We start from the raw sequence: 14,340 nt of genomic DNA on the forward strand, positions 1-14,340 counted from the left end.
GCTACGGCCTAGTCTACTTAATATTTGAATCATGAAAAAGAAAACAATATTTATTATCATCGGTATCGCAGTTGCATTATTCGCGGTTTGGTACTTCGCTTTGCGCAAAAAAGAACAGGTGGTTGTTCTCGAAACCGAAAAACCTAAAATGGGTTATATCTCCGAAAATGTTACGGCCACGGGAAAGGTGCAACCGGTTGATACAGTGGCTGTAGGTACTCAGGTATCAGGAACCATCAAAACACTATACGCAGATTTTAACTCAAAGGTTAAAAAAGGACAGCTATTGGCTGAACTTGATAAAACTTTATTTGAGGCCACTGTAAATCAATATCAGGCCAATTTAGTCAGTGCTCAGAGTGCATTGGTTTACCAACAGGGTAACTTTAGCCGTCAAAGTAATCTGTATAAAGTTGGCGCGGTAAGTAAAGCAGATTACGACAATGCGTTGTATACTTATAATGCTTCAAAAGCATCAGTTAACAGCATTAAGGCTCAGCTTGCTTCTGCTCAAAAGAACCTATCACTGGCCAGTATTTATTCTCCAATTGACGGAACGGTACTCTCCAGAAGTGTAAGTGAAGGAACAACTGTGGCGGCTAGCTTTAGTACACCAACCATCTTCAGTATTGCAAAAGACCTTACGAAAATGCAGGTAGAAGCCTCTGTAGATGAGGCAGATGTAGGCGATATCTCAAAAGGCGAAAGGGCGACATTTACCGTTGACGCCTTTTTAAACGATACTTTTAAAGGTACCATACAAGAAATCAGGTTAAGTCCATCCATTTCTTCAAATGTGGTTACCTATAAAACCATCATTAATACTTCAAATGATGCGAATAAGTTAAAACCAGGCATGACAGCAAATATCACCATCTTCACCAAAGAAGTTAACAATGCTCTGCTTATCCCTACAAAAGCTATAAAATTTGCTCCAGATTCAACTTTGGCCGGTAAATATCAAATGACTTGGGTTAATCCAGACAGGAAACCAACCGGAGCAGATGAAGCATATGTTTGGGTGCAAAAAAATGCAAAAGAACTGGTACAAAAAAAGATTAAAACCGGTATAAACGACAATACTCATGTTGAAGTTTTATCAGGGTTAGCGGCAGCAGACGTTGTCATTACAGGTTCACGGAGCATGGGTAAAAGTCAAGCGGTAGCACAAGGCCAATCTAGTCCTTTTATGCCAAAACGCCCAGGCGGTAACAGAAGAAGATAATGGAACAGAAGATATTAGATATACACGATTTAAAACGTGAGTTTGTAATGGGCGATCAGACCGTTAGGGCTTTGAAAGGCATCACTTTCGATATCAAAGCTGGTGAGTTTATAACCATTATGGGTAGTAGTGGCTCGGGCAAAACTACGCTTTTAAATATATTGGGCTGTTTAGATAAACCTACAGAAGGCAGTTACCTGCTTGATGGTGTAGATGTTAAAGGTTTAAATCGCGATGAACTGGCAGGTTTGCGGAATACCAAGATCGGCTTTGTTTTTCAGGCTTATAACCTGTTGCCCAGAACATCAGCGCTGGAAAATGTAGAACTGCCCTTATTTTACAATAAAACCATCACGGCTGAAGAACGCAAAGAAAGGGCCATAAAATCGCTCGAATCGGTAAAACTTGCCGAGCGTTTTGATCATACCCCTAGTCAGCTTTCTGGTGGCCAGCAGCAGCGTGTGGCCATTGCAAGGGCGTTGGTTAATCACCCTGTGATGATTTTGGCCGATGAGGCTACAGGAAACCTGGATACCCGTACCTCTTATGAGATTATGGCTTTGATGCAGGAACTGAATGCAGAAGGAAAAACCATCGTTTTTGTAACACATGAGCCTGATATTGCTGCTTTTAGTACCAGAACCATTATGCTTAGGGATGGAAAAATTCAAAAGGACAGCATTAACCAAAATCAACGTTCGGCCAAAGAGGCACTTGCCAATTTACCGGAATCTGATGATTACTAATTTGAGAAGATCATGAGCATTATAAATTTATTAAAGATTGCCTTTAGGGCATTAAAAAGAAATAAGCTACGTGCTTTTTTAACCATGCTCGGTATCATTATCGGGGTGGCAGCGGTAATTGCCATGATGGCCATTGGCGAAGGTTCAAAACAAAGCATCAGGTCTTCATTATCAGGAATGGGTTCTAACATGATTACCATTATGCCCCAAAGCAATGAACCTGGTGGTGTGCGTTTGCAGGGAAGCAGCATTCAGACCTTAAAACTAGAAGATATTACCGCCATTAAAAAGCTGCAATCTAAAAACATAAACGGTTTATCGCCTGTGGTTTCCACTAACGGACAGGCCATTAAAGGTGGTTATAACTGGCCAACCACCATTACGGGGGTGAGTCCAGATTATTTGAACATCCGCCAATTAAAACTTCAGGATGGTATTCTTTTCTCTGAAAATGATGTAAAAAGCTTTGCTAAAGTTTGTCTTTTAGGTAAAACGGTTATCGATAATCTATTTCCTGACGGAAGTAATCCAATCGGTCAGATTATACGTTTTAAAAATATTCCTTTCCAGGTAATCGGTGTTTTAGTGCCTAAAGGACAAAGTAATTTCGGACAGGATCAGGACGACATTATCCTCGCTCCTTATACTACTGTACAAAAAAGAATTACCGCAACCAATTATCTACAGAGTATTTATGCTTCTGCAACAACTGAAGCGTCGAGCGCCGCTGCCACAGCCGAAATATCAGAAGCTATAAGAGAAAGCCACAGGTTAACTGCAGCAGAAACAGACGATTTCCAGGTACGTACACAGGCCGAATTAATCAGCACCATCAGTTCTACCAGTAGCATGTTAACAGTTCTTTTAACCGCTATTGCAGGTATTTCACTGTTTATTGGTGGTATTGGGATTATGAATATTATGTATGTTTCGGTTACCGAGCGTACCCGCGAAATCGGTCTGCGTATGTCAATCGGTGCCCGCGGACAAGATGTTTTGATGCAATTTTTAATAGAGGCCATTTTAATCAGCATTACTGGCGGAATTATCGGAGTAGTTTTGGGTGTAAGTTCAGCGTACCTCATCTCCTATTTCTTAAACTGGCCAATTTTAATTGCTGAATCTTCAATTATTATTTCCTTTGTTGTATGTGCCATTACAGGTGTTTTCTTCGGGTATTACCCTGCAAAGAAAGCATCAAATTTAGATCCGATCGATGCATTAAGATACGAGTAGCAATAAGTATCCAAACAAAAGTATCGTCATCCCTGTGCAGGCGGGAATCTTAAAACACTTCGCATTTACCTTGAAATAAATTCAGCGTGACGAAACACATTAAAAAACATAATAAGTAATAACTTAGCGATGCAAAGCGCCAAAGAAAAAATAATGACGATTAATTTCTCCAAAAAGTGGACAAAAATTACCCTGCACATTCTGGTATGGGTGGTTTTGATCACTTTGCCATATATTATTAATGTTAACCGAAGCCGTCCTCCTCACCCAATAAGCAGTTACGACGAAACCCAGTTCCTGCGCTTAAATTTTATCAGTTACTTTTATTGGATTGCTATATTTTATTTAAACAATAAAGTTTTAATTCCATCATTTTTCTATAAAAAGAGATATTTGTGGTACGGCTTATCATTTATCGGGTGTTTACTTTTAGCGATTACCATTCACTCCATATTATTCAGAATTTTACTAACCAATTTTGATTTCAACCTCGGCAGAACGCTTTGGTTTAACACACCAACTTTTTTATTAACCATTGCCGCCAGTACCGCCTTTACCATGATCTCAGACCGGATCAGTGAAGAAAAAAGATCTCTGCAGCGCGAGCAGGAGAACATGAAAACCGAGCTTTCGTTTTTACGGTCGCAGATCAGTCCGCACTTCATTTTTAATGTTTTAAACAACATTGTGGCACTGGTAAGACTAAAAAGTAATGAATTGGAGCCAACAGTAATGAAATTATCCGGTTTGATGCAATATATGCTATATGAAACCGACGAAGAAAAGGTCTCCATTAAAACTGAAACCGAATACCTGCAGGCTTATATCGATCTGCAAAAACAGCGATTCGGCAAAAAAGTAGTTATAGAAACAAACATTAACATTGAAAGTGAGTTTGATGAAATAGAACCCATGTTACTGATCCCATTTATCGAAAATGCCTTTAAACATGGGGTTGGAATGATTGAAAAACCACAGATTTTTGTTGATTTAAAAACAGAAGACGAACTTTTGACGTTTACTGTTCGAAATAAATTTAACGAAGATGAGAATGAGATAAAAGATGCCGCCTCTGGCATTGGTCTTTCGAACGTAAGCAGACGCTTAAACCTACTATACGGTAAAAATCATCAACTGGAAATTGAGAAAAAAGATGGCTGGTTTAATGTTTACCTGACTTTAAAATTAACAGCATGATAAAATGTTTAGCCATTGATGATGAGCCCTTAGCCCTGCAATTACTGGCTGATAACATCAGCCGTATTCCATTTTTGGAACTGGTGGCCAGTTGCGATGATGCTTTTGCTGCCAATAAAACTATGCAGGAACAATCGATAGACCTCATTTTTATCGATATCCAGATGCCTGGTATTACAGGTTTACAATTTATCCAGAGTTTGGTTAAAAAGCCAATGGTAATTATTGTAACTGCATATAAACAATATGCTTTAGACGGTTTCGCACTCGATGTGGTAGATTATTTAATGAAACCGGTATCGCTCGACCGTTTTATGAAAGCATGTAATAAAGCCAAAGATCTTTACGAACTCAAACAGTCAGCAGAACATAACAACCTACCCAAACAGGGCTATATGTTTGTAAATGTGGGCTACAGCTTGATGAAGATCAATTATAATGAGATTACTTACGTGGAAGGACTCAAAGATTATATCCAGATCCATACTTCAACAAGTCCAAAAGCTGCAGTGGTGCGTATGAGTATGAAAAGTATAGAAGAACAACTGCCCGCTTATTTCGAGAGGATCCACAAATCATTTATCGTAAATATCAACAAAATAACATCCATTAAAAAAAACGCTTTATTTATAGCCGATGAGGAGTTACCTGTAAGCGATAGCTATAAACAGGTAATTGAAAAGTTGATAAAATAATTGGGGTCGGTCGTTACCCTGCTATCGTCCTCGTTTGTAACGAGGATGCTAGAGAATGACGATTTTATCATCGTTGAGCTAGTAGGATTTTGATTGATGTACCCCACATTACAAATGTGGTTCTCCTTAGTTCTAGTTACAAACGAGGACTATCAAAATTCGTTCGTTACCTTGAATTCATTTCAGGGGCTTTAATGGCCAGGAAGATGCTGACCACGTAGTAGCTACAAGGCAATTGAAAACACTATATTTACTTGTAAAATAAATCCGATAGCTATCGGATCAGCATGACGATACTAAAGAAAGTATCACCTCTAAACCGTCTTCACCTCATCCTCACTATAATCCTTAATATCAGTAATATACCCATTTATCAAAAGAAAATCGAATAAAGGTTTTGCCTCTGGCGTAACTGGCATATTTTCCGTGGTAATTACCTGATTGGTCTTTTTGTCTAGGAAAGGATAAGCAAATAACCGCACATTGGTGTTAAACATATCGTTCACATAGCTTAATAACTGACCTGAATAATTTTCTCCGGTAAAATTTTTAGAATTGAATACAAATTTTAAGTTGTTGATGTTTGTTGCCAAGCCAACACTTTTAGGTTTGCACCTTGCCAAATATTTCGCCAGACGGTTGTGGCGGGTAAAGTTAGATACGATTACGATGTTACCCGTATCGCACATTTCCTGTGCTCTTTTAGCCACTGTTTCCAGGTCGATATCATCAGGAGTTTCTTGTCCATCCGTTAAAACGTTGGTTAACAAAACCTCTATCATTACCGCTAGGTTCCCTTCCTCTACCTTGTTTGTACGTTTAAACTGATCGGTAGCTTTATTAAAAAGGTTAAAGTTAGGCAATGATTTCTGACCATATTTTGTCCTTAAAATCATGATATCCTTTTTGTATAAAAGATCTTTGGCCTGACGGGGATGTGCATCTGCATCGAAAATTGCTGCTGCCGAGAAATCCTTCATAATCATATACAGATTAAGCAGGATATTATCTACACCTGGAAAAGCCGGCCCTTTTACCGAAATCAAGTCGATTTCTACAGATCCGATAGTTAAGTTATCAGCTAAAGATTCTACCATCAATTTTGGATCCTGATAATGGTAAAATGCTGCATAAAGTAGGTTAACACCAATTATCCCTAAAACACGCTGTTGCATGTTTACATCTGTATCGAGCAAACGTACGTGGAAAAATATTTCGTTTGGTAAACCACCTGGCTCGCTCTGGAAACGAATACCAACCCAGCCATGAGGCTCGTTGGTACGTTTATAATTCAAGGTAGTAACGGTATCAGCGAAGGCGAAAAACGTGCGGCTTTCGTATTTTTCGCCAGATAAACGCTCATTAAGTAAACCGAATTCGTGATCGAGCATCTGCAAGAGGCGATTCTGACTTACATAACGACCATTGGTTTCTGCGCCATAAATAGCGTCGCTAAAAGTCATGTCGTAAGCCGACATCGTTTTGGCAACTGTTCCAGATGCTGCGCCAGCATTAAAAAAGTTTCTCGAAACTTCCTGTCCTGCTCCTATCTCGGCGAAAGTGCCGTAAATTCTCGGGTCAAGGTTTATTTTAAGTGCTTTACGCTTTGTATCCAGAATTTCTCTCTCCATGCCGCAAAAGTACGAAAAATGGAATTAAGGTGATTTTAAGAATGTAACTTAAAATCAATCTAAATACCTATGTGGCGGCAAGGCCTTAAGGCAGCGTCATTTCGACTGAAGCGTAGTGGAATGGAGAAATCTAATACCTTTATTCAACCAGACAGATTTCTCCTCCAAAGGAGTTCCTTTGGAACACTACGGTCGAAATGACGACCTCTCTAAAAAAATAAGGTTAATGCCATCCAGCATTAACCTTATAAAACCTAAACTTAAACTATTATGAAACCTGCATCAGTATCAATCACACTTACCTCAAACTCAGCTGATGCAAGATTCATAACCTTTGAAAAAAACCAAACTATTATGAAAAATCCTCTCTCGAGAATATCTTTATTACGATACTACAATTTCTTTATGTTGTAATTTAGCATCGTCTTTTTTACTAATATTGATCGATAAAATACCGTCTTTGTATTCAGCAGTAATATTATCACCATCGGCACTATCAGGTAAATTAAATGATCTAGCAAATGAGCTATAATCAAATTCTTTACGTGTAAAATCTTTAGCTACCTGGGTTTCGTCTTTTTTAACTTCTGCCCAAACAGAAAGGGTATCTTTTTTTAAATTGATCTGAAAATCTTCTTTCTTTAAACCTGGAGCAGCCAACTCAATTACGTACGCAGTTTCATTTTCGTAAATATTCACATTTGGTGATTTATCAACCATTTTGTTTTTAGTTACTGCATCACTAAACAATGAATCAAAAACATTGTTAAAGTAAGGAGCTGTGTTACGGGTTCTGTTGTTAAAATTTACTAGTGTCATATCGCTTATTCTTTATTTTTTTAATTTTTAAATTGATAATACACCATATTCAACTTACATACCAAAGCAAAAATTTATGATATTCAAGACATTTTGGCAAAAAAAATTCAAATCAAAAGACAAATTGGCAGAAATAAAGGGTTTTTCAGACAAATTCAACTACAAAACCAATATCCATTTGCGCTTTATTGATTTCGATATGATGGGTCATGTAAACAATTCCATTTACTTTACCTATTTAGAAATTGCCAGAACAAAGTATTGGGAAGAAATTATAAAATGGGATTGGAAGAAAACCGGAATCGTAATTGCCCATGCTGAACTGGATTACATTTTGCCAATTGTAATGAACGATAAAATTGCTATTCATGTAAAGACATCGAGGATTGGCACTACAAGTTTCGATCTGGAATACCAGATCGTTAAGATAAAAGGAACAGAAGAGATCATCTGCAGTAAAGGAAAAACGGTTTGCATTGCGGTTGATTACGCCACAAGCAGACCAACTGCTATCCCAGAAGAGGAAAAGCAAAAAATGCTGGGTTTTGAACAGTTAGAACAATAAAATAGTCGTCACGCTGAACTTGTTTCAGCATCTATATACTTGTTACCATTAAGACCCTGAAACAAGTTCAGGGTGACGAGTAAAATTAATCAGGCATAATTTTGCCAGGATTTAATATTCCTTTCGGATCGAAAACTTTTTTAATACCCCGCATTAAATTAAGATGAATTTCAGAATACTTGATCGGCATAAACTCTTTTTGCACCAAACCAATTCCATGTTCACCAGATAATGTGCCACCTAAAGCGGTTGTTAATTCGAATATTTCGGCAATACCAAATTTGAGTTTGTTTTTCCAGTCTTCATCGCTCATTCCAGCTTTAATGATGTTTACGTGCAGATTTCCATCACCGGCGTGACCATAACAAACACTTTCGAAGCCGTATTTTGCACCAATTTCTTTGATACCATTGATTAATTTAGGTAATGCCGCACGCGGAACAACGGTATCTTCTTCTTTGTATACGGAATTGGATTTTACTGATTCGGCCATCGTTCTTCTCATCCGCCACAGTTCTTCTTTTTGAGAAGCAGTATCTGCAAACAAAACTTCCGTGCAGTGATGCGCTTCTAAAACAACATTGGTTTTCTCACAGTTTTTAAAAATATCATCCAAATCATCTCCATCAAACTCAATCATCAATAACGCAGCAACATCATCTTTTAAATCGAACTTAATATCATCAAATTTAATTACCCATTCCACCCCTTTTCGCTCCATAAACTCTAAAGCCGATGGTGTTACCCCTGCCCTAAAAATTGCAGAAACCGCTGCGCATGCATCTTCATTCGTGCTAAAAGAGCCCATCATTAAAACCGATTGACTAGGTTTAGGTAATAATTTAGTAACGATTTTGGTTACCACGGCCAAGGTACCTTCCGAACCTATCATCAGCTGGGTTAAATTATAACCTGACGCATATTTCAAGGTATTTGCACCTGTCCAAATGATATCGCCGTTAGGCAAAACCACTTCGAGATTGAGAATGTATTCACGTATCGTTCCATACTTCACTACTCTTGGCCCACCAGAACCATGGGCTACATTGCCACCAATAAAACAAGATCCTTTACTACTTGGATCAACTGGGTAAAGAAGTCCTTTTTCGGCCACCGCATTGATGAATTCTTCGGTAATTACCCCGGGCTCAACAGTTGCTTGTAGGTTTTCAGTATCAATATCTAAGATAGCTTTAAACTTTTCCATTGATAAAGAAACACCGCCATAAATCGGCAGGGCGGCACCGCTTAAACCCGTACCACCACCACGTGGCGTTACCGGAACATGATGAGCGTTACAGATTTTAAGTAAAGCGGAGATTTCTTCTGGAGAAGTTGGTTTCACCACAATTTCGGGCTGATAGCGCAAGTCTTCCGTTTCATCGTGACTGTAATTATCTAAACTTTCTACATCAGTAAAAATTTTATCTGCTCCTATTGCGGCCTTAATTTCTGCTAAAATTTCGGGATTGATCTTCGTAAAATTCATTTTATTTTGCTGATGTATAAGATAATTTAACAAAAGAATGCCCAATTTGACCGGGCATAGGTGGATTTAGTTTTTTCATACTCACGTTAACCATTTCAACAAAAGGATACAATTCGACAACTTTCGAAATGATATTCTTCAAAACCGTTTCTAAAAGCTTTTGTGTATGTTTCATTTCTTCCATGATGATGTGATTCAGGTCCTCATAATTAACCGTCTGTGCCAGTTCATCATCAAAACCCTGCGGCGTAAATTCTGTTACTAGATCTACAACAAAATGATTTCCAATAAGTTGCTCTTCTGGGTAATAACCATGAAGGGCAAAGCATTTAACATCTTTTAAGGCTACGGTTTGTTTGAAATGACTCATGTATGTTCTGTAAGCTGCAAAATTAAATTTTTATTCATGAATATAATGCCCATTGCCGTAAATTGTTACCTTTGAAATGAACGCGATTTCTTAACCAGATAACACGAAATTACATGAGCAAATCAGCAAAAAAGGACCTTTACGAGGCACCAGACTATTATTTATTGGACGAATTGTTAACCGATGAGCATAAATTAATTCGTGCAACGGCCAGAGATTGGGTAAAAAAAGAAGTAAGTCCGATTATTGAAGATTATGCGCAAAAAGCAGAATTCCCAAAACACCTAATTAAAGGTTTGGCTGATATTGGTGCTTTCGGGCCAACTATCCCGGTTGAATATGGTGGTGCAGGTTTAGATTATACCGCTTATGGAATTTTGATGCAGGAAATTGAACGCGGTGATTCTGGTATCCGTTCTACAGCCTCTGTGCAGGGTTCGTTGGTGATGTATCCTATTTATGCTTATGGCACTGAAGAACAACGTAAAAAATACCTACCAAAACTGGCGAGTGGCGAAATGATGGGCTGTTTTGGATTAACAGAACCTGATCACGGCTCTAATCCGGGCGGAATGGTAACCAATATCAAAGACGCAGGGAGCCACTACATTTTAAACGGTGCCAAAATGTGGATCAGTAATGCTCCTTTTGCAGATATTGCAGTGGTTTGGGCAAAAGACGAATCTGGAAAAATAAGAGGATTAGTTGTGGAACGCGGAATGGAAGGATTTTCGACTCCAGAAACACATAATAAATGGAGTTTACGTGCTTCAGCTACAGGCGAACTTGTTTTTGACAATGTAAAAGTGCCAAAAGAGAATATTTTTCCCGAAATCAGCGGATTAAAAGGTCCATTGGGCTGTTTAAACCAAGCACGTTATGGCATTGCCTGGGGCGCTTTGGGTGCAGCAATGGACTGTTATGATACTGCTTTGCGTTACTCAAAAGAGCGTGTACAGTTTGGAAAACCCATTGGTGGTTTCCAGTTACAGCAAAAGAAACTTGCCGAAATGGTGACCGAAATTACCAAAGGGCAGCTGTTGGTTTGGCGTTTGGGCGTATTAAAAAGTGAAAACCGGGCTTCTGCAGAACAAATATCGATGGCCAAAAGGAACAGTGTAGAAATTGCACTGGACATAGCCCGTAATGCCCGCCAAATGCTTGGCGGAATGGGAATTACAGGTGAATACTCGATTATGCGCCACATGATGAACTTAGAATCGGTAGTAACCTACGAGGGTACACACGATATACATTTACTGATCACCGGGATGGATGTAACCGGATTAAACGCATTTAAATAAAATAATATGCTAAATAAAACCGCTCTCAAAAAACTTATTCTACTTGTTTTAGCTTTTTGGATCAATATATCTTTTGCCCAAAAAAATAATTTTTTCATTTCCAAAACTGAACCACGGTGGCTACAAAAAGTAAAAACTGTAGATAAACGCCCGGCAGCAAGAGATGTTCAGGATGGTTGGTATTTATTTCTTTATGAGCAACAAACCAATATAGAAACATCCGAAGAATACGAGCATGATATCCGTGAGATTATTTCAGATACAGGTGTACAAAATGGCTCTGAAATTTCTGTTACCTACGATCCATCCTATCAAAAGCTTCTTTTTCATAAAATTACCATTTGGAGAGACAATAAACCTATTGATAAGCTAAATGCGGGTAATTTCAAAATTATACAAAATGAGAAAGAACTTAGTAAATTCATTTATAGCGGCACGTTTAATGCATTCCTGATTTTAGATGATGTCCGCAAAGGAGACAGGATTGAATTTTCTTATACAATAAAAGGGAAAAACCCGGTTTTTGATTCGCGTTATAGCAACCTGATTTATTTTGAGGGCGGAAGTCAGATTTCCAATGTTTACGTAAGCGTACTTTTTAATAAGAAACGTAATCTCTATCTAAAAAACTTTAACTTCGTACCCCCTTTAAAAACGCTCGAAACAGGAGATTTAAAAGTATACCAGTGGCAAAGTCAGGTTTCAAAAACTTTTACGGGTTATGATTATGAACCAGAATGGTACAACCCCTACGGACGGGTTCAAATTAGCGAATACAGCAGCTGGAAGGATATAGTAGACTGGTCTATTCGTTTAAACACTTACGACCTGAAAAATTCTGCTATACTAAATGCCAAGATTAAAGAGTTAAAAGCTAAAGCCAAAAACGATCCTGAACAATATTTACAACTGGTTACTCGGTTTGTTCAAGACCAGATCAGGTATATGGGGATAGAAATGGGTCAATATTCTCACCGGCCAAACTCGCCCGAAAAGGTTTTGAGACAACGTTATGGCGATTGTAAAGATAAATCGCTTTTACTGGTTTATCTGCTAAAAAATATGGGTATACCTGCATATCCAGTTTTGATAAACACCTACCTGCGTGATAAAACGATTGATAGACTGCCCTCAACTGGCGCTTTTGACCATGTTGTGGTATTAGCAGAGTTTAACCATAAAAAAATCTGGATTGATGCTACCATGTCTGATCAGCGTGGCCCTATAACCGAAAACTATTTCCCTTACTCGGCCAATGTTTTGGTTTTAAAACCTGGCAACGATAAACTAGAATGGGTTAAAAGCAATCCTAAAGGCAAAATTGATGCCACATCACTCATCAATCTACCGGATACCAGCCAGGGCAAAAAAGCAACCTTAGAGATCAAAACAATTTATACCTACAATTGTGCCGATCAAATCAGGGCAGATTTAAGCAGTGATGGAACAGACAAACTGGAAAAGGATTATTTAAATTACTATGCCAAATTATATCCAGGGGTAAAAACAGCGAAAAACCTCACCGTAAAGGATGATGAGGTTAATAATATTATTTATTTAACCGAAAATTATGAAATTGAGAACATTTGGGTAAAAGACGATTCTATTCCCAACAGATTTGATATTTATTTTTATGGAGACCTGATCAGTAACGACTTACGCAAGCTAAAACAGTGGCGTAATGTGCCTATGGAATTGATTTACCCTTGTAAAATCAACCAAAAATTAAAAATTGCATTCTCCGAGAACTGGGACGTTAAAGACAAAACATTTAATGTTGAAAGACCAGGTTACAAATTTAATTACTCGGTAAATACTGAAGCAGACACTTTAACCATCAATTACAGTTACCAGAATTTAAAAGACGAAATATCGGCTACCGAAATTAAACAATATATTAAAGATAGAAGCAACATCATGGATAAACTGAGTTACAGTTTATTTTGGAGTGGCGGAAATGAAACCGGAGATGAATCGGACCTGAATTACTGGATGGTAACTTTATGCGTATTCGTTTCCATCATTATGGTGGCAGTATGCTTATTTCTTTATACCCGTAAAAAACCATTTGAGCTTGAAGAAATAAAAGAAGCCCCGAAAATTCACGGCTGGCTTATTTTGGCAGGTATCGGGATTGTAGGCATACCATTTTTCTCGTTATATACTATGATTAAAATGGATACTTTTAGTCAAAGCCTATGGGATAATCTTGAGCGTTATGATCGCTTTACTACATTTGTGTACCAGCTTTGTTTACTTATTGAAACAGCAGCAAACATGGCGCTCATTATATTTAGCATACTGATTATATTTTTATTTTTTGAGCGTCGCAAAGAATTTCCAAGGTATTACATCGGCTTTAAAATTGCCAGTATTACAATCGCGATTTTAGATATTATATTTCTCTTTTCGATGGGTAATCACATAGGCAACCAACTCTTTACCAATTCGGATGTTACTGTATTAATCAGAAAAATAATTATTTCTGGCATTTGGGTAGCTTATTTCATTAAATCTAGTCGCGTAAAAAGTACCTTTGTATTCACATATCCAGCGTCTACATGGAGAATGGCTGTGATTAAAGACATAAATGAGAACTTCAGGATTAACAACCTCAAGATAGAAGAAGCTATACCTGATAAGCTAGAAACAATAGATATAGAAGAAAATGAAAGATTTTAAAAAATACACCTACATACCTGCCCCACCAGAAGAAGTTTATTTAGCCCTTACCAAAGAAACCAGCATAAAACTATGGACTGGTGCTGAAGTAGAGTTTGAAGAATTGCCAGAAACTGAATTTTCTTTCTGGGATGGAGATATTACAGGCAAAAATATTGAGTTTGTTTACGGTAAACAGATTGTTCAACAATGGTACTTTGGAGAAGAAAACGAACCTTCTATTGTAACCATAAAACTTCACGAAGATAAAAAAGGAACTTCACTAGAATTTAAACAAACCAATATCCCTGATGAAGATTATAAAGATTTTACAGATGGGATCCAGGAATATTTCTTGGGAGGTTTAGTAGATTTCTTTGACGAATAAACAAAAAACTAAAA

At 37.8% G+C, this 14,340-nt stretch carries 13 protein-coding genes; 9 read left to right on the top strand and 4 right to left on the bottom strand.

The features are described 5' to 3' along the window. The first annotated feature begins 31 nt into the window (after window positions 1-31). The 5 genes from J7E57_RS12515 (at window position 32) to J7E57_RS12535 (ending at window position 5,099) form a co-directional block, all read left to right on the top strand. A complete protein-coding gene (locus J7E57_RS12515) occupies window positions 32-1,225 on the top strand; it encodes an efflux RND transporter periplasmic adaptor subunit (RefSeq protein ID WP_215128909.1) in 1,194 nt (397 codons plus the stop codon). Next, window positions 1,225-1,971 carry an ABC transporter ATP-binding protein gene (locus tag J7E57_RS12520; protein WP_251029896.1) on the top strand — a complete coding sequence of 249 codons (747 nt, stop codon included), beginning with the start codon at window positions 1,225-1,227 and terminating at the stop codon, window positions 1,969-1,971. The genes J7E57_RS12515 and J7E57_RS12520 overlap by 1 nt, the downstream gene beginning before the upstream one ends. A 12-nt stretch (window positions 1,972-1,983) precedes the next feature. Next, on the top strand, window positions 1,984-3,207 hold the full coding sequence (locus tag J7E57_RS12525; RefSeq protein WP_215128911.1) for an ABC transporter permease: 1,224 nt from the start codon (window positions 1,984-1,986) through the stop codon (window positions 3,205-3,207). Window positions 3,208-3,336: 129 nt separating this feature from the next. Beyond that, window positions 3,337-4,404: a sensor histidine kinase gene (locus J7E57_RS12530; RefSeq protein WP_215128913.1), complete on the top strand. Its 1,068-nt coding sequence runs from the start codon at window positions 3,337-3,339 to the stop codon at window positions 4,402-4,404. After that, window positions 4,401-5,099, top strand: coding sequence for a LytR/AlgR family response regulator transcription factor (locus J7E57_RS12535; RefSeq protein WP_215128915.1), 699 nt, complete (start codon window positions 4,401-4,403; stop codon window positions 5,097-5,099). Before J7E57_RS12530 ends, J7E57_RS12535 begins: the two co-directional genes overlap by 4 nt. Before the next feature lie 314 nt (window positions 5,100-5,413). On the opposite strand, the gene J7E57_RS12540 is transcribed toward J7E57_RS12535, so the two are convergent. Together J7E57_RS12540 and J7E57_RS12545 are read right to left on the bottom strand one after the other, a co-directional pair. Beyond that, entirely contained in the window at window positions 5,414-6,730 is a 1,317-nt protein-coding gene (locus J7E57_RS12540) for a nicotinamide mononucleotide adenylyltransferase (RefSeq protein ID WP_215128917.1), read from the bottom strand. Between the two features lie 384 nt (window positions 6,731-7,114). Further along, complete coding sequence (locus tag J7E57_RS12545) at window positions 7,115-7,549, bottom strand: Hsp20/alpha crystallin family protein (RefSeq protein ID WP_215128919.1); 435 nt, start codon at window positions 7,547-7,549, stop codon at window positions 7,115-7,117. Between the two features lie 124 nt (window positions 7,550-7,673). Here J7E57_RS12545 and J7E57_RS12550 point away from each other — a divergent pair, with 124 nt between their 5' ends. Then, window positions 7,674-8,114: an acyl-CoA thioesterase gene (locus tag J7E57_RS12550; protein ID WP_251029897.1), complete on the top strand. Its 441-nt coding sequence runs from the start codon at window positions 7,674-7,676 to the stop codon at window positions 8,112-8,114. A gap of 85 nt (window positions 8,115-8,199) precedes the next feature. On the opposite strand, the gene J7E57_RS12555 is transcribed toward J7E57_RS12550, so the two are convergent. Further along, window positions 8,200-9,603: an FAD-binding oxidoreductase gene (locus tag J7E57_RS12555; protein WP_215128923.1), complete on the bottom strand. Its 1,404-nt coding sequence runs from the start codon at window positions 9,601-9,603 to the stop codon at window positions 8,200-8,202. Window position 9,604: 1 nt separating this feature from the next. After that, the gene (gene folB, locus J7E57_RS12560; protein ID WP_029275208.1) at window positions 9,605-9,973 is read right to left on the bottom strand and encodes a dihydroneopterin aldolase; all 369 of its coding nucleotides are present in this window, start codon (window positions 9,971-9,973) and stop codon (window positions 9,605-9,607) included. Window positions 9,974-10,086: 113 nt separating this feature from the next. Between folB and J7E57_RS12565 the strand changes: the two genes are divergently transcribed. Genes J7E57_RS12565 through J7E57_RS12575 form a run of 3 tightly spaced genes read left to right on the top strand, consistent with a single transcriptional unit; the run spans window position 10,087 to window position 14,326 of the window. Next, window positions 10,087-11,277, top strand: a complete 1,191-nt coding sequence (locus tag J7E57_RS12565; RefSeq protein WP_029275209.1) for an acyl-CoA dehydrogenase family protein — start codon at window positions 10,087-10,089, stop codon at window positions 11,275-11,277. Window positions 11,278-11,283: 6 nt separating this feature from the next. Then, window positions 11,284-13,959, top strand: coding sequence for a DUF3857 domain-containing protein (locus J7E57_RS12570; protein ID WP_215128925.1), 2,676 nt, complete (start codon window positions 11,284-11,286; stop codon window positions 13,957-13,959). Beyond that, a complete protein-coding gene (locus J7E57_RS12575; protein WP_057933051.1) occupies window positions 13,946-14,326 on the top strand; it encodes an SRPBCC domain-containing protein in 381 nt (126 codons plus the stop codon). The genes J7E57_RS12570 and J7E57_RS12575 overlap by 14 nt, the downstream gene beginning before the upstream one ends. The last annotated feature ends 14 nt before the right edge of the window (window positions 14,327-14,340 follow it).

It is taken from the genome of Pedobacter sp. ISL-64 (genome assembly GCF_018613605.1).
GTDB lineage: Bacteria > Bacteroidota > Bacteroidia > Sphingobacteriales > Sphingobacteriaceae > Pedobacter.